The 24,242-nt window shown below is 63.2% G+C and carries 24 protein-coding genes; 16 read left to right on the top strand and 8 right to left on the bottom strand.

Annotated elements, in window-relative coordinates:
• The first annotated feature begins 178 nt into the window (after positions 1-178).
• Entirely contained in the window at positions 179-655 is a 477-nt protein-coding gene (gene greB, locus LOY22_RS17590; RefSeq protein WP_045194766.1) for a transcription elongation factor GreB, read from the top strand.
• On the opposite strand, the gene LOY22_RS17585 is transcribed toward greB, so the two are convergent.
• Together LOY22_RS17585 and LOY22_RS17580 are read right to left on the bottom strand one after the other, a co-directional pair.
• Positions 656-3,154 carry an ABC transporter permease gene (locus LOY22_RS17585; RefSeq protein ID WP_258594219.1) on the bottom strand — a complete coding sequence of 833 codons (2,499 nt, stop codon included), beginning with the start codon at positions 3,152-3,154 and terminating at the stop codon, positions 656-658.
• Entirely contained in the window at positions 3,154-3,837 is a 684-nt protein-coding gene (locus LOY22_RS17580; protein ID WP_045194762.1) for an ABC transporter ATP-binding protein, read from the bottom strand. Before LOY22_RS17580 ends, LOY22_RS17585 begins: the two co-directional genes overlap by 1 nt.
• Before the next feature lie 10 nt (positions 3,838-3,847).
• Between LOY22_RS17580 and LOY22_RS17575 the strand changes: the two genes are divergently transcribed.
• The 3 genes from LOY22_RS17575 (at position 3,848) to LOY22_RS17565 (ending at position 5,889) form a co-directional block, all read left to right on the top strand.
• Entirely contained in the window at positions 3,848-4,453 is a 606-nt protein-coding gene (locus LOY22_RS17575; RefSeq protein WP_176794241.1) for an arylesterase, read from the top strand.
• Between the two features lie 56 nt (positions 4,454-4,509).
• A complete protein-coding gene (locus tag LOY22_RS17570) occupies positions 4,510-4,791 on the top strand; it encodes a hypothetical protein (RefSeq protein ID WP_010222548.1) in 282 nt (93 codons plus the stop codon).
• Between the two features lie 120 nt (positions 4,792-4,911).
• The gene (locus LOY22_RS17565; protein ID WP_093380972.1) at positions 4,912-5,889 is read left to right on the top strand and encodes a L,D-transpeptidase family protein; all 978 of its coding nucleotides are present in this window, start codon (positions 4,912-4,914) and stop codon (positions 5,887-5,889) included.
• Positions 5,890-6,018: 129 nt separating this feature from the next.
• Here the strand turns inward: LOY22_RS17565 and oprI are convergent, their stop codons facing one another.
• Positions 6,019-6,270, bottom strand: coding sequence for an outer membrane lipoprotei OprI (gene oprI, locus LOY22_RS17560; RefSeq protein WP_003259780.1), 252 nt, complete (start codon positions 6,268-6,270; stop codon positions 6,019-6,021).
• A gap of 507 nt (positions 6,271-6,777) precedes the next feature.
• Here oprI and LOY22_RS17555 point away from each other — a divergent pair.
• Positions 6,778-7,062: a GNAT family N-acetyltransferase gene (locus LOY22_RS17555; RefSeq protein ID WP_010222546.1), complete on the top strand. Its 285-nt coding sequence runs from the start codon at positions 6,778-6,780 to the stop codon at positions 7,060-7,062.
• Between the two features lie 86 nt (positions 7,063-7,148).
• Here the strand turns inward: LOY22_RS17555 and LOY22_RS17550 are convergent, their stop codons facing one another.
• Both LOY22_RS17550 and LOY22_RS17545 read right to left on the bottom strand, forming a co-directional pair.
• Complete coding sequence (locus LOY22_RS17550; RefSeq protein WP_045194753.1) at positions 7,149-8,225, bottom strand: 3-deoxy-7-phosphoheptulonate synthase; 1,077 nt, start codon at positions 8,223-8,225, stop codon at positions 7,149-7,151.
• A 164-nt stretch (positions 8,226-8,389) separates the two neighbouring features.
• Positions 8,390-8,842 (bottom strand): PilZ domain-containing protein, encoded by a 453-nt coding sequence (locus LOY22_RS17545; RefSeq protein WP_045194748.1) that lies wholly within the window; start codon positions 8,840-8,842, stop codon positions 8,390-8,392.
• Positions 8,843-8,958: 116 nt separating this feature from the next.
• Between LOY22_RS17545 and LOY22_RS17540 the strand changes: the two genes are divergently transcribed.
• From LOY22_RS17540 to LOY22_RS17515, 6 genes are all read left to right on the top strand, one after another.
• Positions 8,959-9,927 (top strand): putative 2-dehydropantoate 2-reductase, encoded by a 969-nt coding sequence (locus LOY22_RS17540; RefSeq protein ID WP_093380975.1) that lies wholly within the window; start codon positions 8,959-8,961, stop codon positions 9,925-9,927.
• Positions 9,928-9,969: 42 nt separating this feature from the next.
• Positions 9,970-10,878 (top strand): 5'-nucleotidase, encoded by a 909-nt coding sequence (locus LOY22_RS17535; protein ID WP_093380979.1) that lies wholly within the window; start codon positions 9,970-9,972, stop codon positions 10,876-10,878.
• 92 nt (positions 10,879-10,970) lie between these two features.
• Positions 10,971-11,468 (top strand): universal stress protein, encoded by a 498-nt coding sequence (locus LOY22_RS17530; protein ID WP_045194744.1) that lies wholly within the window; start codon positions 10,971-10,973, stop codon positions 11,466-11,468.
• Positions 11,469-11,592: 124 nt separating this feature from the next.
• Complete coding sequence (gene cysB / locus LOY22_RS17525) at positions 11,593-12,567, top strand: HTH-type transcriptional regulator CysB (RefSeq protein WP_010222540.1); 975 nt, start codon at positions 11,593-11,595, stop codon at positions 12,565-12,567.
• A 1,001-nt stretch (positions 12,568-13,568) separates the two neighbouring features.
• Positions 13,569-14,048: a fimbrial protein gene (locus tag LOY22_RS17520; protein WP_258594213.1), complete on the top strand. Its 480-nt coding sequence runs from the start codon at positions 13,569-13,571 to the stop codon at positions 14,046-14,048.
• A 149-nt stretch (positions 14,049-14,197) separates the two neighbouring features.
• Positions 14,198-16,675, top strand: coding sequence for a CS1-pili formation C-terminal domain-containing protein (locus LOY22_RS17515; protein ID WP_408980926.1), 2,478 nt, complete (start codon positions 14,198-14,200; stop codon positions 16,673-16,675).
• A gap of 133 nt (positions 16,676-16,808) precedes the next feature.
• Here the strand turns inward: LOY22_RS17515 and LOY22_RS17510 are convergent, their stop codons facing one another.
• Positions 16,809-16,943 (bottom strand): hypothetical protein, encoded by a 135-nt coding sequence (locus tag LOY22_RS17510; protein WP_258594211.1) that lies wholly within the window; start codon positions 16,941-16,943, stop codon positions 16,809-16,811.
• 259 nt (positions 16,944-17,202) lie between these two features.
• Between LOY22_RS17510 and LOY22_RS17505 the strand changes: the two genes are divergently transcribed.
• From LOY22_RS17505 to LOY22_RS17490, 4 genes are all read left to right on the top strand, one after another.
• The gene (locus tag LOY22_RS17505; RefSeq protein ID WP_258594209.1) at positions 17,203-17,889 is read left to right on the top strand and encodes a hypothetical protein; all 687 of its coding nucleotides are present in this window, start codon (positions 17,203-17,205) and stop codon (positions 17,887-17,889) included.
• Between the two features lie 134 nt (positions 17,890-18,023).
• Positions 18,024-18,758: a molecular chaperone gene (locus LOY22_RS17500; RefSeq protein ID WP_213603766.1), complete on the top strand. Its 735-nt coding sequence runs from the start codon at positions 18,024-18,026 to the stop codon at positions 18,756-18,758.
• Between the two features lie 36 nt (positions 18,759-18,794).
• On the top strand, positions 18,795-19,421 hold the full coding sequence (locus tag LOY22_RS17495; RefSeq protein ID WP_195884647.1) for a response regulator transcription factor: 627 nt from the start codon (positions 18,795-18,797) through the stop codon (positions 19,419-19,421).
• Positions 19,422-19,434: 13 nt separating this feature from the next.
• Positions 19,435-21,321 (top strand): ATP-binding protein, encoded by a 1,887-nt coding sequence (locus LOY22_RS17490; protein WP_176794242.1) that lies wholly within the window; start codon positions 19,435-19,437, stop codon positions 21,319-21,321.
• On the opposite strand, the gene LOY22_RS17485 is transcribed toward LOY22_RS17490, so the two are convergent.
• Positions 21,308-22,042 carry a phosphoadenylyl-sulfate reductase gene (locus LOY22_RS17485; protein ID WP_093387442.1) on the bottom strand — a complete coding sequence of 245 codons (735 nt, stop codon included), beginning with the start codon at positions 22,040-22,042 and terminating at the stop codon, positions 21,308-21,310. The genes LOY22_RS17490 and LOY22_RS17485 overlap by 14 nt on opposite strands.
• Before the next feature lie 129 nt (positions 22,043-22,171).
• Between LOY22_RS17485 and thrH the strand changes: the two genes are divergently transcribed.
• Positions 22,172-22,789, top strand: coding sequence for a bifunctional phosphoserine phosphatase/homoserine phosphotransferase ThrH (thrH, locus tag LOY22_RS17480; RefSeq protein ID WP_213603770.1), 618 nt, complete (start codon positions 22,172-22,174; stop codon positions 22,787-22,789).
• 62 nt (positions 22,790-22,851) lie between these two features.
• Here thrH and pabB read toward each other — a convergent pair whose 3' ends face one another.
• The gene (gene pabB, locus LOY22_RS17475) at positions 22,852-24,195 is read right to left on the bottom strand and encodes an aminodeoxychorismate synthase component I (protein ID WP_258594205.1); all 1,344 of its coding nucleotides are present in this window, start codon (positions 24,193-24,195) and stop codon (positions 22,852-22,854) included.
• Positions 24,196-24,242 lie beyond the last annotated feature (47 nt).

Below are 24,242 nucleotides of genomic sequence, written 5' to 3'. Positions count from 1 at the left end.
TGTAGGTGATTTCTATTTATATCGCCAGATGTTTCAACGCGCTAGTGGCAGTGGCGTGCTTCACGTCAAGTTTTCGCTATTTACACCGTCTGGCTGGCGCAGTTCGCCTGCTCTGAGGCACAGTTGCAGCCTGAGCACATGCCGGCTGCTGGCTGGCGGTCACCGAGCGAGAACACTGTTGAGCACGAAGATCATCACACGTGGCGGCTACGACGCCTTGAAGCAGGAGCTGGATCAGTTGTGGCGGGTCACCCGCCCCGATGTCACCCAGAAAGTCACCTGGGCAGCGTCGCTGGGCGATCGCAGCGAGAACGCCGATTACCAGTACAACAAGAAGCTCTTGCGCGAGATCGACCGCCGCGTGCGCTACCTGCGCAAACGCCTGGAAGACATGCGCGTGGTCGACTATTCGCCAGAGCAGGAAGGCCGGGTGTTTTTCGGCGCCTGGGTCGAAATCGAGAACGAGGAGGGCGAGAGCAAGCGCTTTCGCATCGTTGGCTACGACGAGATCTACGGGCGCATGGACTACATCTCGATCGACTCGCCCATGGCCCGCGCCTTGCTGAAAAAAGAGGTCGGCGATGAAGTCATCGTCCAGACCCCTTCCGGCGAGATGTGCTGGTGGGTCAACGCCATCGACTACGTCAAACCCTGATCAGCCCTCGCGCAGTACCGCCAGCGGGCTGGCATTGAGCGCCCGGCGCGTGCCGTAGACCCCGGCGCCGCCGACCAGCAGGGCGCCGAGGACCGGCAGCAACAGCAGCCATGGGTGCGGGCTCCAGTGCAGGTCGAAGGCGTAGCGGTACAGCACCAGGGTGATCAGCTCGCAGCCAATCGCCGCCAGCAGGCCGCTGGCCGCCCCGAGCAAGCCGAACTCGATGCGTCGGGCCTTGACCAGCAAACCGCGCCCGGCGCCCAGGGCGCGCAGCAGGGCGCCCTGGCGAATACGCTCGTCGAGGGTCGCCTGCAAACCGGCGAACAGCACCGCCAGGCCCGCCGCCAGCACGAACAACAGCACGTACTCCACCGCCAGTGTGACCTGGGCGAGGATGCTGCGCAGTTGTTCCAGCAACGCATCGACCTGAAGGATGGTCACCGCCGGGAACGCCCGCGACAGCGCTACCACCTGCTGGTCATGCCCGGGGGCCAGGTAGAAGCTGGTCAGGTAGGTGGTCGGCAGGTCCTGCAGGGTCTGGGGCTGGAAGATCATGTAGAAGTTGGGCTGGAAACTGTCCCAGTTGACCGTGCGCAGGCTGCTCACCTGCACCTGACGTTGCAGGCCGCCGATGCTGAAGGTCAGCTGGTCACCGAGTTTGAGCTTGAGGCTCAGGGCCAGTTCGGCTTCCACCGAGACGCCGGGCAGGGCATCGGCCGGCGGTTGGGCCTGCCACCACTGGCCTTCGCTCAGGGTGTTGCCCTGGGGCAGGTCGGCAGCCCAGGTCAGGCTCAGGTCGCGCTGCACCGCGCGGTCGCCGGTGGATTCCTTGCTGACGATCTGTTGCACCGGCTCGCCGTTGATTGCGGTCAGGCGTCCGGGGATGACCGGGTACAGCGGCGCGGCTTCGGCGCAGAACTCGCTCAGGCGCTGGGCGAAGCTGTTCTTGTCGTCGGGCAGGATGTTCAGGGCGAAGTAGTTGGGGGCGTCCTTGGGCAGCTGGTTCTGCCAGGTGTCGAGCAGCTCGGCGCGCAGCAGGGCAATCAGCGCCATGGCCAGCAGGATCAGGCCGAAGGCCAGCGATTGCCCGGCCGCCGCCAGCGGATGGCGCAGCAACTGGCCAAGGCCCAGGCGCCAGGCCAGCGGGCTGCCGGCGAGCAGGCGGCGCAGGCTGCGCAGGCCGAGCAACAGCAGGCCGCCCAGCAGCAAGGCGGCCACCAGGCCACCGCCGAGCAGGGCGAAGGTCAGCAGCAGGTCGAGGCTCAGCCGCCACATGATCAGCCCGAGGGCGAACAGTGCGGCGCCATACACCAGCCAGCTGCTGGCCGGTACCGGCAGCAGGTCGCGGCGCAATACCCGCAGCGGCGGCACCCGGCCCAGGGCGGCCAGCGGCGGCAGGGCGAAACCGGCCAGGGCCACCAGGCCGGTGGCAATCCCGGCCAGGGCCGGGCCGATGCCGCCAGGTGGGATCTGCGCCGGCATCAACCCCTGCAGCAACTGGAACAGGCCCAGTTGGGCCAGCCAGCCGAGCGCCGCGCCACACAGCGCAGCGATGCTGCCAAGAATCGCCAGTTGCAGGCAGAACAGGCTCAGCGCCTGGCGCCGCGACAGGCCCAGGCAGCGCAGCAGGGCGCTGGCATCGAAACGGCGGGTAGCGAAGCGGCTGGCCGACAGGGCCACGGCGACACCAGCGAGCAGCACTGCCACCAGGCTGGCCATGTTCAGGTAGCGTTCGGCCTTGCCCAGGGCGCCGCCGATTTGCTGGTTGCCATCGCGCGAATCCTGCAGGCGCTGGTTGGCGGCAAGGTTTTTACTCACCGCGTCACGGTAGCTGGCCAGGGCTTCGGGCTCGCCGCGCCAGAGTTCGCGGTAGCTGACCCGGCTACCCGGTTGCACCACCCCGGTGGCCTCAAGGTCGGCAAGGTTGATCAGTACCCGTGGGGTCAGGCTATAGAAGTTGCCGGCGCGGTCGGGCTCGTAGGTCAGTACCCGGCTCATGCGCAGGGTTTTCATGCCGACATCGATGCTGTCGCCGATCTTCAGCTCCAGCGCTGCCAGCAGCCGTGGCTCGACCCAGGCCTCGCCCGGTGCCGGGCCGCCACCGGCGGTTTCGCTGGCATAGGGTTCGGCGGCGCTGCGCAGCTCACCGCGCAGCGGATAACGGTCGTTGGCCGCCTTGATGCTCGACAGCTGGATGCCGTTGTCGGTGGCGATCACGCTGGAGAACTCGACCACCTGGGCATGCTGCAGGCCCAGGGCGGTGCCGCGGCTGATCTGCTCGGGGGCGGCCGGCGAGCTGCCCTGCAGCACCAGGTCGGCGCCGAGGAATTCGGTGGCGCGCAGCAGCATGGCGCCATTGAGGCGGGCGCCGAAGTAGCCGATCGCGGTACTGGCCGCCACCGCCACCAGCAGGGCGAAGAACAGCACGCGCAACTCGCCGGCGCGGGCGTCGCGCAGCAACTGGCGCAGGGCCAGGGGGAACAACGGCAGGCGTTTCATCAGGGCTCCAGCGGCGCGACCAGGTGGCCGGCGTCCAGGCGGATCAGGCGACGGCAGCGCTGGGCCAGGCGTTCGTCATGGGTGACCAGTACCAGGGTGGTGCCGCGCTCCTTGTTCAGTTCGAACAACAGGTCGCTGATGCGCTCGCCGGTGTGGCTGTCGAGGTTGCCGGTCGGCTCGTCGGCAAACAGCACCGCAGGCTCGGCGGCAAAGGCGCGGGCGATGGCCACCCGTTGTTGCTCGCCACCGGACAACTGGCGCGGCGAGTGGCTCAGGCGCTGGCCCAGGCCCACCCGTTCGAGCAGGCTGCGGGCGTGCTCGCGGGCATCGCGGCGACCGTCCAGCTCCAGCGGCAGCATGACGTTTTCCAGGGCGTTGAGGCTGTCGAGCAACTGGAACGACTGGAACACGAAGCCGACATGCTCGGCCCGCACCCGTGCGCGCTGGTCTTCATCCAGCGGGCCGAGGTCGTGGCCGGCCAGGGTCACGGAGCCTGCGCTAGGCAGGTCGAGGCCGGCCAGCAGGCCGAGCAGGGTCGATTTGCCCGAGCCCGAGGCGCCGACGATGGCCAGGCTGTCGCCTTGTTTCAATTCCAGCGAGAGTTCGTGCAGGATGGTCAGGTCGCCTTCCGCGCTGGGGACCACTTTGCTAAGGTTGCGCGCACTGAGAATGCTGGGGCCCATGGAGAATCCGATGCGAGTGTGGTTATTGAGTGCTGGCCTGGCCTTGATGTGCCTGGCCCAGGGCGCAGCCGCGGGGACCGTGCTGATTGTCGGCGATAGTATCAGTGCCGCTTTCGGCCTGGATACCCGCGAGGGGTGGGTTGCCTTGCTGGAAAAACGCCTGAAGAGCGAGGGTTTCGACGCCAAAGTGATCAATGCCTCGATCAGCGGCGACACCAGTGCCGGCGGCCAGGCGCGGCTGCCGGCGCTGCTTGCAGAGCACAAGCCGGAGCTGGTGGTGCTCGAATTGGGCGGCAACGATGGCCTGCGCGGGCAGCTGCCAACGCAATTGCAACAAAATCTTGCCTCGATGATCGACCGCTCGCGGGCTGCCGGCGCCAAGGTGTTGTTGCTGGGCATGCGCCTGCCGCCCAACTATGGCAAGCGTTACAACGAGGCTTTTGCCCAGGTGTATGAAAACCTGGCGACGGAAAAACAGGTGCCGCTGGTGCCGTTTTTCCTCGAAGGGGTGGGCGGTGTACCCGAGCTGATGCAGGGCGATGGCATCCATCCGGCGCAGGGCGCCCAGGCCAGGTTGCTGGAAAATGCCTGGCCGCAACTAAAACCGCTGCTTTGACGCTTTTATAGTGACCGGCTTTCGGCTAATGTTGCGCCCCCGATTTGGAGCCCCCGATGCCGCGTCCCGCCTGGTCCCTGTATGCCTATCAATTGATCGAGCCTGACGAACAGCTTGACCTGTTCGCCTGCCAGGAGATCCGCGTCCACCTGGTAGCCCGCCAGCTCGAGCTCGGTGGCTCGGCCGACCGCACCCTCTGCGGCACCCTGTTGCCGGCGCAACCGCGCTGGTCGCAGGCCGAGCGCAGCATCTACCGTGACCGCCGCCTGTGCTCGCTGTGCCGGGCAATCCTCGATGCCCAGCGCCGTGGCACGCGGCCAGTGTGGCCCGAGCTGTAACGCGCTGATATAACCTTTCATCCCCTGCACCGCCAACTGCGCCCGGGACATCTCCCTGTTCCGCGGGGGCGGTGTACAATCGATTGCTTGACTCAATTGAATTAGCGAAGGATTTCCCGGATGTTGCCGCGCTTTCCCGCCGTCACCCGTTGCCTGTCCCTGGCCGCCCTGCTGGCGGCAGGTCCCGCTGCTGCGCTGGAGTTCCCCCTGCCGCCTCCCGGTGAAGACGTCATCGGCCAGGTCCAGGTGATCAAGGCCAAGTACGAAGACACCTTTGCCGACATCGGCACCGCCAACGACCTTGGCTACCTGGAAATGATCGCCGCCAACCCCGGCGTCGACCCGTGGCTGCCGGGCGCCGGCACCGAGATCATCCTGCCGACCCGTTTCATCCTGCCGCCGGGCCCGCGCGAAGGCATCGTCATCAACCTTGCCGAGTACCGCATGTACTACTACCCGAAAGGGCAGAACGTGGTGCATACCTACCCGCTGGGCATCGGCCGTGAAGGCTGGGGTTCGCCGATCGCCAACACCAGGGTCACCGCCAAGACCCCGAACCCGACCTGGACGCCGCCAGCCTCGATCCGCAAGGAGCACGCCGAAGACGGCGACATCCTCCCGTCCGTAGTACCGGCAGGTCCGGACAACCCGCTGGGGCCGTTCAAGTTCACCCTCGGCGTGCCGGGCTATCTGATCCACGGTTCGAACAAGAAATTCGGCATCGGCATGCGCACCAGCCACGGCTGCTTCCGCATGTTCAACAACAACGTGCTGGAACTGGCCAAGATGGCCCCGGTCGGTGTGCCGGTGCGCATCATCAACGAGCCGTACAAGTTCGGTATCAGTGCCGGCAAGGTCTATCTCGAGGCGCACACGCCGCTGGACGACAAGGGCGACCCGTCGGTGGTCGACAAGCACACCGCGGTCATCAACGCCCTGCTCAAGCGCGAAGACCTGGCCAACAACCTGCGCATGAACTGGGACATGGTTCGTGACGTGGTCGCCGCCGAAGACGGCATGCCGGTGGAGATCGCCGTGCCCAATGGCGCTGGCAACCCGGCGCCGATGGTGTCCAGCGTGCCTTACGACATGCAGTAAGCCATTCCTGCTGTACCTGAGGCCTGCCATCGTGCAGGCCTCGTCGTTTCTGCTGTTACACTTTCACGGCGGCAATAAAAAAGCCGACCCACAAGTGGGTCGGCTTCCAATAACAATCCCGAAGGACTATTACTTGCGGCTGGCTTTGTCCAGCATACGCAGAGCGCGCTCGTTAGCTTCGTCAGCGGTCTGTTGTGCTTTTTGAGCAGCAGCCAGAGCGTCGTCAGCTTTGCGATAGGCTTCATCGGCACGAGCTTGTGCACGAGCAGCTGCGTCTTCGGTAGCGGTCAGACGAGCTTCGGTTTCTTTGGATACGCTGCTGCAACCGGTAGCCAGGACTGCGGCCAGAGCCAGAGCAGAAAATTTCAGAACGTTGTTCATCGTGTTCCCCTTCAAGGACTTTCTATTAAATAGCCATCTCTCAAGAAAGAGAAACTGGCCGGCGTACATAGTACCCATTACTTGTAGTAAGTAAACTGACAGAGCGCAAGAACTGCAAAAAAATGCGCCTGTCCCGGGTCCGCCACAGCCTTATGTAGAAAAACTGTGAAGGCGCCGCATGCGCGGGTGCTAACAAGTGTAGCAAGTGTGTAATTTGTTGAACTAAAAGTGACTTAAAGTGTCATCCTTCGTCATAGCACTACAACATCCGGCAACTGTTCAGGCCGATGCTCGCCGCCGTGTCCGCTTGCCACAAGTGGGTGAAATTTGCGACCAGCCACCTTGAGCATCCGGGCATCGGGCGCCTACTATTTGTACGTGCTCATTTGCCAGAGAACAGCCATGCTCTTCTCGTTGTCCAATGGGGCACGGGGTGGCGTAGAGGTTCCTTCGCCGGACAAACATCGGTAAGGTAGGGTCATAGCACAAGACCCGCGAGGAGTAGTGATGAGCGAGGCGTTGTCCATCCACCATGACCAGGCTGGTCATCAGTTCGAGACCAATGTGGACGGTCATCGTGCTTACCTGACCTACATGGACCTGGGTAAGCAGACCCTGGATATCTACCGCACGTTCGTGCCCAACGCGTTGCGTGGCCGGGGTATTGCTGCGGCGCTCACCGAGCAGGCGCTCAAGTACGCCGAAGACATGGGCTATACCGTGATTCCGTCGTGCTCCTATGTTGAGCGCTACATGGAACGTCAGCAAAAGCACGCCACCAACAAGGCCTGAAGATCACGAAGGGCAGCCCTTTGCGCTGCTGTTCAACGCACCAACAAAAACGCCGGGCAATTGCCCGGCGTTTTTGTACCTGCCTGTCAGCCGCGCTGGCGTTTGGGCAACACGTCCTTGAGCTTGGCGTGCATGCTGCGCAGGGTTTTCTCGGTGGACGCCCAGTCGATGCAGGCGTCGGTGATCGAGACACCGTACTGCAGGTCGTTGAGGTCTTTCGGGATTGCCTGGCAGCCCCAGTTCAGGTGGCTCTCGACCATCAGGCCGATGATTGACTGGTTGCCTTCGAGGATCTGGTTGGCGACGTTCTCCATCACCAGCGGCTGCAGGGCCGGGTCCTTGTTGGAGTTGGCGTGGCTGCAGTCGACCATGATGTTCGGCTTGATCCTGGCCTTGGCCAGGGCCTGTTCGCACAGGGCGACGCTGACCGAGTCATAGTTGGGCTTGCCGTTGCCGCCACGCAGCACCACGTGGCCGTAGGCGTTGCCCTTGGTGGTGACGATGGACACGCCGCCTTCCTGGTTGATACCAAGGAAGCGGTGCGGGCTCGACACTGACTGCAGGGCGTTGATGGCAACGGTCAGGCCGCCGTCGGTGCCGTTCTTGAAGCCGACCGCGGAGGACAGGCCCGAGGCCATTTCGCGGTGGGTCTGGGATTCGGTGGTGCGCGCGCCGATGGCCGACCAGCTGATCAGGTCCTGCAGGTACTGCGGCGAGATCGGGTCGAGGGCTTCGGTGGCGGTCGGCAGGCCCATTTCCGCCAGGTCCAGCAGCAGCTGGCGGCCAATATGCAGGCCGTCCTGGATCTTGAACGAGTCGTCCAGGTACGGGTCGTTGATCAGGCCCTTCCAGCCGACGGTGGTACGCGGCTTTTCGAAATACACGCGCATGACCAGGTACAGGGTGTCGGACACCTCTGCCGCCAGCACCTTGAGGCGCTCGGCATACTCGTGGGCAGCCTTGATGTCGTGGATCGAGCAGGGGCCGATCACCACGAACAGGCGGTGGTCCTTGCCGTCGAGGATATTGCGCACCACTTCGCGGCCGGCAGTCACGGTCTGCAGGGCGGTAGCGCTGAGGGGGATTTCCTTCTTGAGCTGATCGGGGGTGATCAAGGTCTCGTTGGAGGCAACGTTTAGGTCATCGATCGGTAAATCAGCCATCGTGTTACTCGTCAGGTCACGGGTGCCGGCCGCCAGCGATCCCCGTGCGGCGGAGCAGCGAAAATTGTACGCAGCGGGGAGCCGAACCTTAGCGCGTTACACCGTGGCTCGACAATGGGCAAGGGCGGCTTTCCTGCAAGGAAAAGCCCACAGCCACGGGGTTTTTACCCCGGAAGGAGGATTTCCCGGGTATGGCTTGCCTCAAGGCTGGCCTCGGAGAACTCGCCGGCGTGCAGGCTGACCCACTGCTGGGCGAGGGCTTCGACATCGGTATCGGGGTTGGCGGCGTGTTCCCGGGCCTGACAGAAGTGCTGGATCTGGCACACCTGTTCGCCCATGCGTGCGCCAAACAGCGCCTGTTCGTCGATAAAGGCAATACCCACCCGGTAGCCGTCCTGGTGCTTCTGGCACCAGGCCACGTAACCTGGGTAGCGCGCCTCGGCGCCGAGGGAGGGGATGAGCATTTCCACCGCCATGCCGCGTCGGTAGGCCCGAGGGTGATTGCAGGCGATTCCGCCCAGGCTGATAGTGTGCAGCCGTTGGCGGAACAGTTTGGGCGACTGACGCAGGGTCAGCTCCACCGGAACATCGTCCGGGTGCAGCAAGAAACCACGCATGCTCGACTCCGTGTCGATTTTTTGACCTTGTTCGCCTCAGTATAGTGAAGGTTCGTAAAACGTATGATTTGCGTGTAAAAAATGTGAACAGAAAATGAACGCTTGAGGAGAGCAGGATGAACACGAGCAGCCCGCGTATCGGCGTAATCGGCACCGGTGCCATTGGTGGCTTCTATGGCCTGATGCTGGCGCGTGCCGGGTTCGAGGTGCACTTTCTCTTGCGCAGCGAGTTCGACGCCGTTCAGCTCAACGGTTTGCGCCTCGACAGCGCCGTGCATGGCATCGTGCAGATGAAGGTTTCGGCCTACGCCGACGCCGCCGACATGCCGCCCTGCGACTGGCTGCTGGTGGGCGCCAAGACCACCAGCAACGCTGAACTGGCGCCGTTGATTGGCAAAGCGGCGGCGCCGGATGCCAAGGTGGTGCTGCTGCAGAACGGCCTGGGTGTCGAAGAGCAGCTGCGACCGTTGCTGCCGGCCAACCTGCACCTGCTCGGCGGCTTGTGCTTTATCTGTGTCAACCGCGAAGCGCCGGGGGTGATCCGCCACCAGTCGCTGGGCGCGGTGAACCTGGGCTACCACAGCGGCCCGGCGGTCGATGACGACAGCCGCCAGCAGATTGTCGAGGCCGGGGCGGCGCTGTTCCATGGCGCCGGCATCGATTCCCAGGCCATGAGCAACCTGGCCCAGGCGCGCTGGCAGAAGTTGGTGTGGAATGTGCCCTACAACGGGTTGTCTGTGCTGCTCAAGGCCAGTACCACGCCGCTGATGGCCGATGCCGACAGCCGCGCATTGATCCAGGCGCTGATGGCCGAAGTAGTGCAGGGTGCCCGTGCCTGTGGCCATGAACTGCCGCAAGGCTATGCCGAGCACCTGTTTGCGGTGACCGAGAAGATGCCCGACTACTGGCCGAGCATGTACCACGATTTCGCCCAGCAGCGGCCACTGGAACTGGCGGCGATCTACGCCGAGCCGTTGGCCCAGGCACGGGCGGCGGGCTGTGAGTTGCCGAAGATGCAGGTGTTGTATCAGGCCTTGGCTTTTATTGACCGGCAAACAGCACCGCCCCTGCAGGAGCGGGCTTGACCCGCGATGAGGCCCGCTAGAATAGCGCAATAGGAGCAGCATATGAGCAAGAACCTCGGTGACAAACTGGTCGTCGCCATCTCCTCCCGGGCGCTGTTCGACCTCAGCGAGAGCCACCGGCTGTACCTGGCCGAGGGCGTTGAGGCGTATCGCCAGTACCAGATCGAACACGAAGACGAAGTGCTTGAACCTGGTGACGCTTTCCCGCTGGTGCAAAAGCTTCTGGGCCTGAACGCCCATCTTGGCCAGGCGCGGGTCGAGGTGGTGCTGGTGTCGCGCAACAGCGCCGATACCGGCTTGCGGGTGTTCAATTCGATCGAGCATCACGGCCTGGGTATTTACCGCGCCGCCTTCGTCGGCGGTCGTAGTCCTTATCCGTATCTGGCGGCGTTTGGTTGTCACCTGTTTCTGTCCACCGATGCCGATGACGTACGCAGCGCCCTGGAGGCTGGCTTTGCCGCCGCCACTATTCTCTCCGGTGGCGCCCAGCGTGCGGCCAGTGACGAGCTGCGCATCGCTTTTGACGGCGACGCGGTGCTGTTCTCCGATGAGTCCGAGCGGGTCTACCAGCTCGGCGGCCTCGAAGCGTTTCAGGCCAGCGAGCGTCAATCGGCGCGTGAGCCGTTGCGTGGCGGGCCGTTCAAGCCGTTCCTGGCGGCGCTGAACCTTTTGCAAAAGGAGTTCCCGGAAGGCGCCTGCCCGATCCGCACGGCGCTGGTCACCGCCCGTTCGGCACCGGCCCATGAGCGGGTGATCCGCACCTTGCGCGAATGGGATATTCGCCTGGACGAATCGCTGTTTCTTGGCGGCCTGGACAAATCGGCGTTCCTCGAAGCCTTCGCCGCCGATGTGTTCTTCGACGATCAGGCCGGCCATTGCGAACGGGCCCGCAGCGTCGTCGCCACTGGCCATGTGCCCCATGGGATCAGCAACGAACCGACCCTGGGATGACTGGCAAACCTCGGCGCCGGACGGCCCTGCGGCCGATCTTGGCGCTGCTAAGCTGAAGCTTGCTCTGCCGTCGTGGCAGTCGAGGAGGTCGAATGATCCGTTCCATGCTGTATGCCACTGACCTCGGTGTGTACGCGCCTTTTGTCATGCAACACGCGCTGGCGCTGGCGCGGACCTTCAACGCAGAGCTCTACGTCATTCATGCAGTCGAGCCCATGGGCCAGTTCGCCGAATCACTGCTGCAAAGTTACCTGGACGAGCAGACCCTCGATGAACTGCACAGCGAAGGCGTCACCACGGTGATGGCCAACATCGAGCAGCGGGTCCTGGAAAACTTTCGTGACGAATTAGGCGAGGAGGCTGACCTGGCCCTGATCAAGGCCGTGCGCGTGCGCCAGGGCGACCCGGCGCAGGTGATTCTCGAACAGGCCCAGCGCCTGAGTGTCGACCTGCTGATCTTCGGCAGCCACAGCCAGGGCGCCGGCGTTGACATTCCGATTGGCCGCACCGCTGTGCGCTTGCTGCAGCTGTCGCCGGTGCCGGTGTACATGGTGCCGCTCGCGCAACATCTCGGTCGTAGGAAGTCTTAACTGGGTGACGTAGGTGGGTTCCTTGAAGACTGCTAAAATAGTTCTAGATTTATTCTTCAAACCACTAATATAGTTATAAATCGTCGCTGCTGCCGGTGACGCCCAGCTGATTTGAGGGATACCTATGAAGCTTCAACAATTGCGCTACATCTGGGAAGTGGCGCACCACGACCTCAACGTCTCCGCGACAGCGCAGAGCCTGTACACCTCCCAGCCGGGCATCAGTAAGCAGATCCGCCTGCTCGAGGACGAGCTGGGCGTCGAAGTGTTCGCCCGCAGCGGCAAGCACCTGACCCGCGTGACCCCGGCCGGTGAGCGCATCATCACCACCGCCGGCGAGATCCTGCGCAAGGTCGAGAGCATCAAGCAGATTGCCCAGGAATTCTCCAACGAGAAGAAGGGCACCCTGTCGATCGCCACCACCCACACCCAGGCGCGTTATGCCCTGCCGCCGGTGATCAGCAGCTTCATCAAGCAGTACCCGGAAGTGGCCCTGCACATGCACCAGGGCTCGCCGATGCAGATTGCCGAAATGGCCGCCGACGGCACCGTCGATTTCGCCATCGCCACTGAAGCCCTGGAGCTGTTCGGCGACCTGGTGATGATGCCGTGCTATCGCTGGAATCGCTGCGTGGTGGTGCCTCAGGGCCACCCGCTGACCAAACTGCCAAAGCTCACCCTCGAAGCCCTGGCCGAATACCCGATCGTTACCTACGTGTTTGGTTTCACCGGCCGCTCCAAGCTCGACGAAGCCTTCAGCCACCGCGGCCTGACCCCGAAAGTGGTGTTCACCGCCGCTGACGCCGACGTGATCAAGACTTACGTGCGCCTGGGCCTGGGCGTCGGTATCGTCGCCAAGATGGCGGTCGACACCAAGCTCGACAATGACCTGGTGGTGCTCGATGCCAGCGAGCTGTTCGAGTCCAGCGTGACCAAGATCGGTTTCCGTCGTGGCACTTTCCTGCGCGGTTTCATGTGCGACTTCATCGAGAAGTTCGCCCCGCACCTGACCCGCGAAGTGATGGCCAAGGCGATCGCCTGCCACAACAAGCAGGAGCTTGAAGAGCTGTTTGAAGGCGTCGAGTTGCCAGTGCACTGATTTGCGTCTTCAATAGCTGATGTGCAGAAAGCGCCCTTCAAGGGGCGCTTTTTTTTGGCTCTTCACGGAATCCCGGGTTGGGATGTTGAGGCTGCGAGTTTATCCATTCAGTGTGGGGCTGCTGCTGGCCCCTTCCGCCTTTACGGCGGCCTACTTTTCTCTTGGGAAGAAGTAGGCAAAACCGCTTGCTCCTGCATACGGCCCTACGCTGCGCTTCGGGTCCCCTCGCTACGGCACCTTCCGGGGCATCGCGGCCTACGACTTGCTTCGCAAGTCTACATCTCGCGTCTTCGGCTGCCGCCGAAGGTGCTGCGCACCGCCCCTACAGGCACCTACGCTCGGCCTCCTGAAGTCGCTTTTCGCGGCGTCTGGAAGTGCGTGCATGAATATCAAGATCAAGTTGGTGCTCGTTTTATCAGCGGGCTGTCCCGCTCCTGCGTCAGCATGGCTTCGCCAACATCTGCTTTCGCAGATACGTCAGTGCAGGCGCCGCCCGTAACTTCGCGACTTCAGGAGGCTGAGCGTAGGTGTCTGGAGGAGGCTGGTGCGTAGCACCCTTCGGCCGAGGCCGAAGTCGCAAGACGTAGACTTGGCGAAGCAAGTCGTAGGCCGCGATGCCCCTGGAGGGCACCGTAGCGAAGGAACCCGGAGCGCAGCGTAGGGCCGAATGCTGGAGCGAGCGGTTTTGGTTCCTTTTGCCAAGAACAAAAGGGACCCGCCGTAAGGGCGGAAGGGGCCAACAGCGGCGCCACACCGAATGGATAAGTCCGCAACCCAACCCAAGAATCATAGCCCCCGGGATTCCGTGAAGAACCTTTTTTTTGTGCGATTGAACGCTAATGCTCTTTGGGAAATTTCCCAACTCTGCTGGGAGTGGTCCGACTTTTTGCGTCGGATATCTGCCGAATAATCCTCCTCGCCAACCGCCCTGTGCGGTGCGGCATTCGCCGTTGGCACGTCGCCTGTGACGATTGCACAGGTCAATTCGAGGAGATCAATTCATGAAGCGCACTTTTCTGGCCCTGCCGCTCGCCTTGCTGGCCGTTGGTAATGTATTTGCCGCCGACCCACTGGAGAAACAAGTCACCGTAACCGCCACCGTTCCGACCGAGAACTTTTATGTCGAGCCGGTGGGCGGCAACTGGATGAACGAACCGCAGAACATGGCCTGGAACGCCCTGCGCGAATCGCTTGAGCCGATCCGCAAGCAATTGCAGGTCAAGAGCACCACCGGGGCGATTTCCGCCCGTCTGCTCAGCCCGGCAGTGATCAACAGCGGCGTCAACAGCATCGGTCTGGACGTCGCGGTCAACGGCACCGACCTGACCACCACCTCGGTGCCGGTAGTGCCGGCAGCCGCAGCGGCGGCCGGCACCCTGGTGGCCTTCGATGTGGCCGCGCAGTCGGCCGGTGCTGGCGGCTACGTGCCAGGCAACTACCAGGGCATCGTCAACATGCTGTTCGAGACCGTTTCGCCGTAAGTCGCCAGCCGGCGTTTTTTTGTCCCCTTCTATTCACCCCGTTGCTCCTTCGTTTGGATGAGTACGGGGTGAATATTGCCTGTGAAAAAATGGACATGGCCAATTACTTGTCTCTCGCTGCATCCGTTCGACTGGCCCTGGGTTGGGTTGTGCTCTGCAGTTCTGCCTGTGCCTGGGCCGATGCCCGGGGAGCGGCCGGGCCCTTGGGGGTGTTGAGCCAGGCGCAAGGCTTGCCGCAAGAATTCGGCGAGCACTTCTTTGATGTGCCCCTGGCGGTTCGCGTCGACCTCGATGGTCGCTACCTGGGCGATGCGCTGGTGGTGCTGTCGCGCGATGAGCAGGTGCAACTGCTCGACTTTACCGACACCTTCGAGAGTCAGGCCGCCGACAGCGAGCGTTCACGCTGGCGCGAACAGTTGCAGGAGCCGAGGTTGCTGGGCAACTGCCTCTCCAGTTGCCCGCTGGGGCTGGTGGCCTTGCACTACAGCCTGGTCAATTCACAGTTGTCGATCCTCACCACGGCGGCGGAGCGCAGCGACCAGCCGGCGCTTTACCACGCCTTGCCGGAACGCGGCAGCCACGGCTTGCTGTTGCGCAACCAGTTGAACCTGGTCGGTGGCGACCTGGAAACCACCGGGCGTTATGCCGTGCAGGGGCAGGGCAGCGTCGGCAACTGGACTGCCGTTGGCGAGGCGCAGTTCGACCGCAACAGCGACTACGCCGAGCAAACCCGGCACCGTGTCGACCAGCTCTATGCCGAGCGTGTGCACGACCAGCATTTCTTTCGCCTGGGCTACTTTACCCCGGGCGCCCAGGGACTGACCCGTCAGCCGCGCCTGCTCGGCAACCTGCCCGATACCACCCGCGGCCTGATGTTCGGCAGCAGCGACAGCCTGGCGGTCAATAATGGCCAGGCCAGCGCCACGCCCATCTATGTCACCCCGAACCGGTCGGCTATCGCCGAAATCTACCGTGATGGTGTGCTGATCAACAGCCAGTCGGTGCAGGCCGGTTTGCAGGCGCTGGATACCCGGGTGCTGCCGGGAGGCATTTATGAAGTAGAAGTTCGCCTGATTGAAGACAACCAGGAAACCTCGCGCAGCGAGGCCTTCATCTACAAACCCTCGAACTGGAACAACGCCGAGTCGCCCTGGCGCTACAACGTTTATGTCGGGCAGCAGAGCACCTTGTGGAGCAATTGGGATAAGGACTATGACAACAGCCTGACCGCCGGGGTCTTTACCAATTACCTGTTGCACCCGCGGGCAGTGCTCGGGCTCTCGGCCCAGCGCATCGATGAACTCATGCAGTACGGCAGCTCGCTGGACTGGGATGTGTTCGATCCGTTCAAGCTCTATGGCAGCGTTTTTCACACCGAAGATCAGGGTAACGGCTACGACCTGCAAGGCATCTACAACTATGCATCGGGCTCGCTGGTGTTCAGCCAGAGCCGCTCCTGGCTGGACAGCCGCAGGTTCGAAGACGATCAGCCTGGCGCGCCGCGCGACTTCAGCGTGCGCGAGGTGCGCCAGAGCGCTCTGTCGCTGAACCACCGGGTCGATCGCCACAGTACCGCTACCGTACGGGTTTCCCATAGCAGTGGTACCGGTGCAAACGGCACCGGCTTCGATGTCGGCTGGGGCTATTTTGGCAAGCTGCTGGACTCCGATACCCACTGGCGGCTGTCAGTGTTCGATCGCCCTGGCACCAGCAGCTCGGGTGATGCGCGCAACCGCGGCGTCACCTTGAGCATGAGCATGAGCCTCGGCGGGCCGGGCCGCAGGATTTCGGCAACCCTGGGCAGCCGCACGTCCCGCGACGGCGGGCGCGATCAGAACGCTTCGCTGACCTATCAGCAAGATGTCGACTACGGCGCACTGCAGAGCCTGGCCGGCACGGTTTCGCTGGACCGCTACGGCACCGGCTTTGGCGGCAGCGCCCTGTTCGAGAGCCCGCTGCTGCATGGCGATGCCTATGCCCAGAGCTCGTCGTACAACGGCGAACTGACCGCCGGTTTGAACCTCGACAGCGTGCTGGCGATCGGCGCCGGCCAGGTGGCGATGTCCGGGCAGTACCTGCCCCACGAGGCCGGCCTGATTATCGATGTCGAGTCGGACCTGCAGGGGCTGCGCATGCGCGCCGACGACCATCACGGCCACAGCGCCGTGCTGCGCCCGGGGCGCAATGTCATTCCGGTCAGCGCCTACAAGGCCGGCCAGGTGCATTTCGATTTCGAAGGCAGGGACGCCCATGCCGCGGTCATCCAGCCCGCTACGGTGGAGTACCACCTCAACCGCGGCGGGGTCGATTATCACCAGATACGCGTGATGCAGACCGTCACCGTGATCGGCCGTCTGGTCGATGGCAAAGGCCAGCCGCTGCGGGGCGCGCTGGTAATCAACCACGCCAGCCGCAGCGTGAGCGAGGCGGATGGTTTCTTCGCCATCGAGATGAGCGAATCGACGCCGACCCTGGAAATTCGCCGGGGCGCTGATGCCTTGTGCCTGTTCAGCTTCGATCAGGGCACGTACACCCGCGAGAACGACATTCTGCTGGTCGGCGACCTGACCTGCGCCGGGGCCAATGTGGCCAGGGCTGAGCTGAAACAATCGAAGGAGGACGCTTGATGCGATGGCTGAAACAACCACGGTGCGCAACCCTTGGGGCACTCTTTTCGGTGTTCGCAGCGTTCTGTCCGGAACCTTTCACGGGTGTTGCCCAGGCCGGCGTGGTGGACATTACCGGCGAGTACATTCCGGGTTACAGCGGCAGGCCGCCTACTGGCTTTACCAACACCACGCCGCGGGCGGCTTTTTGTTCGGGATTGGTCTCCTGCGTCGGCAGCGAGTACCGGTTTACGGCCAATTTGCCGTTGAGCTTTTCTACGGCGTTCATCCATCGTGCACCGCATCCGCGGGACAATTACTTCATCAGGCTTCCCCCAAGCAAGACGTTGAATCTGGTTAATGAGCAAGGGGATTCGTTCAGTACCCAGTTCCGAGCGACGCATATCGGCCTGAGGATGGTGCCGGGCCTGACGGTCTTGGTCGCGGGGCCTACCCATGGCGCGTGTGAACGGGTTGCAGCGACCGAGGACAGAAACGCTACGGTGTATCTGGGGCGAATCGATACAGCTATTTCAACCGGTTGTTACATGGTCGGACGCAGCGGCAGTGCCGGGACCGTTATCAATATAGATAGCACTATCGAGGGGCTTGCTTTTGACCTGCAGTTGCCTTCGCCGCTCTCACTGAAAAATGGCGTCTACCGGGCCCAGTTGCAATTGAGCGTCGGTGGCAGTGGGGCGGACTTTGACCTGGGTAATCGATTCACCAGTGTCAGCACCAACATGCTCACCTTCAATTTCGAGTTCACCGTCAAACACCCCTTGAAGCTCGAGTTTCCGCCTGGCTCCGAACGCGCAGTACTCGAACCGCCCGGTGGCTGGGCAAGCTGGATCAATCGCGGCACGCCACCTCAGCGCCTGTACCGGGTGCTGCCATTCCAGATCTGGACCACCGGTGCGATCAGCGTGCACACCCGCTGCGAATACGACCTGGGTGGGCGCTGCGGCATTCGCGGCCGCGACGGCCACCAGGTTCCGTTGAAAGTCGCCCTGACCCTGCCGTCCAGCATGAAGCACCAAGGGGCGCCGGTGGATAACCTGGTATTGCCGGTCGGAGCGCCGGCCGCGCTGACCATCGATACCGTCGAGGCCACGCTCGACCGTCAGGCGCGCTTGCTGTTCGAAGTGTCCCAGGCCGATACCGCCTCGATGCTCGGGTACCCGGGCGAAACCTTCCAGGGCGATGTGACGCTGGTACTGGATGCTGCGCTTTAAACAACCCCCGAACGGGGCAATTGGAAGTTTCGCTGTCAGTTAAGGAAATTTCCTACAGCTCCTGCCGGTTGCCCGGACAGGCAGGGTGGATGAGAATGATATTAATTGGCCAGTTGAGCTGGGAGCTAAACGACATGAAAGGAATACTGGCGGTACCGCTGCTATGGATACTGGTGGCGAGCGCTGCGCTCGCCGGGCCCGAGCTCAACATCGGGACCTTCTACGATTACCTCGACGGTGAAAAGAGCACGTTGCTCAAGCGCGTGCGCAATGGCGGCGACACTACCGCCTTCGTCAAGGTCAGCGTCGCCGAGCTGGTCTACGATGAGCAGGGCCAGGCCCGCGAAGTCGAGATGGACGGCCGCGAGGCGTTGCAGCGTGGCCTGGTGGTCAGTCCTGCGCGGTTGATCATCCCCGCCAATGGCATGCAGGCGGTGCGCCTGCTGTATCGCGGCGAGCGTGAACACGAGCGTTACTTCAGGCTGCGTTTCATCCCGGTGCTGCCTGAGGTCAACGACGGTTTTGCCGTGACCGAAGATGAAGCCGAGCGCTATGAAAACGCCCTCAAGGTCGGGGTCAACATTTTGGCCGGCTACGGCTCGATCCTGTTCGTGCGGCCCCAGGCCAGCCGCTACCAGGTCGAGGTCGAGCATGAGGCCGGGCGCTTCCTGGTCCCCAACCGGGGCAACACCACCATCGTCCTCGATCATTTCAATGATTGCGCCGCCGGCAACAAGGACTGCGCCCCGGCGACCAAGCACCATGTGCTGCCGGGCAAGGTCCGTGCATTCGAGAAACAGGCCGGGCGCCACTATCGCTTTGAGCTGGTCGAGGGCGAGCAACGTCGCGAAATTGCCTTCAAGGGGTGAATCGGACCGAGTCACCGTCGTGGTATGAGGGAAGGTATGAGTAGTGTTCTGATCGTGGACGATCACCCGTTTATTCGCTCAAGCGTCAACCTGCTGCTGGTCAGCGAGCGCTTCGAAGTGGTCGGCCAGACCGACAACGGCATCGATGCCGTGCGCCTGGCTCGTGAGCTGAGCCCGGACCTGATGATCCTCGATATCAGCATTCCGGGCCTGGACGGCCTGGAGGTGATTGCCCGGGTCAAAGCAATGAAGCTTGCGCTGAAAATTCTGATCCTGACCTCTCAGCAGGCTGATTATTTTTCCCTGCGCTGCATGAAGGCCGGCGCGGTCGGCTATGTATCGAAAACCGACGATTTATGCGAGCTGAGCAAGGCCGTGCATGCGGTCATGTCCGGCTACACCTACTTCCCTGAAGTCGCCTTGAGCTCGGTGAGCAGGGTCGATGTGCGCGCCTCGGAAGCCGAGTGCATCGCCAGCCTGACCAACCGTGAACTGCTGGTGCTGCAGCAACTGGCCCGCGGCCTGAGCAACAAGGCCATCGGCGATGCGATGCTGTTGAGCAACAAGACCATCAGCACGTACAAAACCCGTCTGATCGAGAAATTGAGGGTCAAATCATTGGTGGACCTGGCGGATGTCGCCAAGCGCAACCTGCTCATTTAGGTTGCCCAATTGTGTGCATGCTCGCTTGCTGCAGGCGCTGGTGTTGCTGGTACTGCAGTGCCTGGCCACAGTGGCCGGGGCCGAAGAGGTAGCGCCAGGCATCTGGCCGGATGCCATCCGCGGCCTGCACGCCTTTGAGGCGCAAGCGCATGCGGTGGTGGCGCAACACCCCACGCTGGCGATTGTCGACAGTTTCTGGCACGAAAACGGGCGCCTGATTGCCCAGGCTTGTGCCGTGGTCGGCAGCTTGCTGGCGCTGGCGCTGGTGTGGATTCACTACCTGCGCCAGTCAATCCGCAAGTGCGAACGGGCCGAGCGTGCCCTGACCGAGATGTATGCTGAACTGCAAGCGGCCAAGGAACAGGCAGAGGCGGCTAACCAGGCCAAGACGACGTTTCTGGCGACCATGAGCCACGAGATCCGCACGCCGATGAACGCCCTGTTGGGCATGCTCGAACTGGCCCAGGAAAAGGCCGATCAGGGTGTGCTCGACCGGCTGGCTATCGAGGTGGCCTCAAGCTCGGCGCGTGGCCTGCTTGAACTGCTCGGCGATGTGCTGGATGTCACCCGCATCGAATCCGGCCATTTGCTCCTTGAACCGCGCCGCACCCAGCTGCGCCAGCAGGTCGAAGGGGTGGTGCGCATGTTTGAACAGCAGGCCCTGGGCAAGGGCCTGCGCCTGCACCTGGAGGTTACCGGCGCCCTGGACAGCGACGTGCTGCTCGACGCCCTGCGCTTCAAGCAGGTTCTCTCCAACCTGATCAGCAATGCCATCAAGTTCACCCGTGAAGGCTCGGTGCGTGTGCGCCTGCACACCCAGCGCCGGCTGCGCCGCGTGGAGGTGAGCCTGGTGGTGGAAGATACCGGCGTCGGCATTCCCATGGCCGATTTGTCACGCCTGGGTACGCCCTATTGCCAGGCCAGCAACAACCGCCAGGCCGGGCGCAATGGTGCCGGGCTGGGGCTGAGCATCTGCCGGATGCTGTGCGAGCTGATGGGCGGGCGTATGCAGCTGGACAGCAGTATCGGTGTCGGTACCCGTGTCGAGGTGCAGTTGAACCTGGCCTGCCTGCCACCGGCGGCGTCCAGCGACGCTCCGGGCCGGCGCCGGGAGAGCGCAGGCCTGAGCAAGCCGCTGAAGGTGCTGGTGGTGGATGACTACCCGGCCAATCGCATCCTGCTCATGCACCAGCTCGGTTACCTGGGCCATCGCGTGCGGGTCTGCGAACACGGCGGCGAGGGCTTGCGCTGCTGGCTGCGCGAGTCGTTCGATGTGGTCATCGCCGACTGCAACATGCCGATCTTCGATGGCTATCGGCTGGCCAGGGCGATCCGCGAGCATGAGCGGCGCGCCGGCCGCGAGGCTTGCCGGGTGCTGGCGGTGACCGCCAATGCCCAGGCGTCGGAACGTGCCCGCTGCCTGGCGGCGGGAATGAATGCCTGCCTGTTCAAGCCCTTGAGCATCGACGATCTGCAGCAGGCGCTGGAGGGCCTGACGGGCCGTATCGCGGTGCCGGTGGTGGCCCAGGCAGCGCCGGTGCTACCGGGCATGGACATCTCCAGCCTGCTGGTGCTGGCCGCCGGTGATCAGGACAAGGTCCGGGCCCTGCTCGGCGATCTGGTCAGCAGCAATCGCCAGGACCTGCGCGGTCTGGACCGGTTGCACGATGGTAAGGATCGGGTGGCGTTGGCCGACCTGGTGCATCGGCTCAAGGGCGGGGCGCGGATGATCCGTGCTCATGAGGTGTTGGCAGTTTGTGTACAGCTGGAACAGGCCTGCAGTACACAGGCGCCGGCCCACCGCATCAGCCAGCTGGTGCAGATGCTGCGCCAGGCGATTATCGACCTTGAGCAGCACCTGGAGCGCTATTGCCAGCGCGAGGAAGTCAACCCTTGGTGATCAGGTTGCCGGCGTGCAGCCCGCATTCCTTCTGGGTCGACTCTTCCCACCACCAGCGGCCTTCGCGCTCGTGCTGGTTCGGCAGCACCGGGCGGGTGCAGGGCTCGCAGCCGATACTGATGAAGCCGCGCTCGTGCAGGCTGTTGTACGGCAGCTCGAGCATGCGGATGTAACCCCAGACTTCCTCGCTGCTCATCTGTGCCAGCGGGTTGAACTTGTACAGGGTGTGCTCGGGGCTCGAGAAGGCGCTGTCGATTTCCAGCGCCGCCACCTGGCTGCGGGTGCCCGGGCTCTGGTCGCGGCGCTGGCCGGTGGCCCAGGCGCTGACAGTGCTCAGCTTGCGCCGCAGCGGCTCGATCTTGCGGATGCCGCAGCACTCGCCATGGCCGTCCTTGTAGAAGCTGAACAGGCCTTTTTCCTTGACGAAGGGCTCGAGCTTGCTGTGATCGGGGGAGAGGATCTCGATCGGCAGCTGGTACTGTTCGCGCACCTGGTCGATGAAACGGTAGGTTTCCGGGTGCAGGCGGCCGGTATCCAGGCTGAACACCTTGAGGTTCTTGTTGAGCTTCCAGGCCATGTCCACCAGCACCACGTCCTCGGCGCCGCTGAAGGAAATCCACAGGTCATCGCCGAAGTGCTCGAAGGCCAGCTTGAGGATGTCTTGCGGCGACTTGTTGGCGTAGGTCGCGGCCAGGGCGGCGACGTCGAAGGGTTGGCTCATCAGGCGGCTTCCGGTCATTGAATGGCGCTTGGCGCTCGTAATGCCCTGATCTTAACAAAAATTGCCCGGGTAGACGCCGCGCATGTAGAGTGCGGCTTCCCATTTTTGGCGTTGTTCGAGGAGTGTGCTGTGGAAATTGCCTGTCTCGACCTGGAAGGCGTATTGGTCCCGGAAATCTGGATCGCCTTCGCGGAAAAAACCGGAATCGAATCGCTGCGGGCCACCACCCGTGACATTCCCGATTACGACGTGCTGATGAAACAGCGCCTGCGCATCCTCGATGAGCACGGCCTGAAGCTTTCCGATATCCAGGCGGTGATCGCCACGCTCAAGCCACTGGACGGCGCCATCGAGTTCGTCGACTGGCTGCGTGAGCGTTTCCAGGTGGTGATTCTTTCCGACACTTTCTACGAGTTCTCCCAGCCTCTGATGCGCCAGCTGGGCTTCCCGACGCTGCTCTGCCATCGATTGATCACCGACGAAAACGACCGGGTGACCGGCTACCAGCTGCGCCAGAAAGACCCCAAGCGCCAGTCGGTGCTGGCCTTCAAGAGCCTGTACTACCGGGTGGTTGCCGCGGGGGATTCGTACAATGACACCACCATGCTCGGCGAGGCAGATGCAGGGATTCTGTTCCATGCGCCGGAGAACGTGATCCGCGAGTTTCCGCAGTTCCCGGCGGTGCATGATTTTGCGGCGCTGAAGAAAGAGTTCATCAAGGCTTCGAACCGCTCGTTGAGCCTGTAGGGCCTCATCGCGGGGCAAGTCGAGGCGTCGCACCGCCGCCTCGACTTGCCCCGCGATGCTTTTCAGAGGCCTTGCAAGGTCTCGAGCAACACCTTGACCTTGGTGATCGACTCTTCGTACTCCGCCTGCCAGTCCGAATCCGCCACCACTGCGCCACCCCCCCAGCAGCACACCTGACCGTCCTTGACCAGCAGGCTGCGGATGGCGATCGAGCTGTCCATCTCGCCGCGCACATCCACATACAGCAACGACCCGCAGTACAGCGCCCGACGGCTGGGTTCCAGCTCGTCGATGATCTGCATGGCGCGGATTTTCGGTGCGCCGGTGATCGAGCCACCGGGGAAGCTGTCAGCGATCAGGTCCAGGGCATCCTTGCCGGCCGCCAGGCGCCCGGTGACGCTGCTGACCAGGTGATGGACGTTGGGGTAGCTCTCCAGGCTGAACAGCTCCGGGACCTTCACCGAACCGATCTCGCAGGTGCGCCCCAGGTCGTTGCGCAGCAGGTCGACGATCATCAGGTTTTCTGCGCGATCCTTGCTGCTGCCCAGCAGTTCGGCGGCGTTGCGCGCATCTTCGTCGGCATCGCTGCTGCGCGGGCGGGTGCCCTTGATCGGCCGGGTTTCGACCTGGCCATTGCTGACCTGGATGAAACGCTCCGGCGAGAAGCTCAGCAGCGCGCTGCCGTCGGCCAGCAACTGGAACCCCGAGTACGGCGTCGGGCAGGCCTGGCGCAGGGCCTGGTAGGCGTGCCAGGGGTCGCCCTGGCAGGGCGCGCGAAAGCGTTGGGTGAGGTTGATCTGGTAGCAGTCGCCGGCATGGATGTACTGCTGCACGCGGTCGAAGGCCTGGCGGTAGCTGTGTGCGCTGATATCGCCGCGCATCGGTGCTTGCAGGGCGAAGCTGGCGGTATCGATAGCGGGTGGCGCCTCGAACAGTTCAATCAGGCGCTGACGTTCGGCTGCTGCCAGGCTTGGGTGAAACAGCAGCTGGCTGCACTTTTGCTGGTGATCGCTGATCAGTGCCCAGGCATACAGGCCAAGGCTGGCATCGGCCAGGCCCAGGTCATCGACAGCGATGCTTGGCAGTTGCTCCAGGCGCCGGCCAAAGTCGTAGCTCAGGTAACCGATCAGGCCGCCGGCAAACGGCAACTCGATGCCATCCGGTACCTGCGCCTGGCCCAGTTGCGCCAGGCTTTCACGCAGCCGTTGCAGGTAGGCGCTACCACGTTCATCCATCGCGGGCGCGAGGGTTTGCAGCGGCCAGGCGCTGAGCAGGTCAAAGCGGCCGCGTTCGGCGCTAGGCCGGGCGCTGTCGAGCAACACGGCGCCGGGCGCCTGGCGAATACGCGCGAAGTAGGCCGCAGGGTCGGCCTGGTAGGGCAGGGGGTGGAGCGTACAGGTCGGCATGCAAGTAACAGCTATGAATGCGGGGAGGCGATTGTAGTCCTCTGTAG

Origin of the sequence: Pseudomonas sp. B21-035 (assembly GCF_024748945.1) — a bacterium.
Taxonomy (GTDB): domain Bacteria; phylum Pseudomonadota; class Gammaproteobacteria; order Pseudomonadales; family Pseudomonadaceae; genus Aquipseudomonas.
Note: the sequence above shows the minus strand (reverse complement) of the source record. Positions and strands in the feature narration are given on the sequence as shown.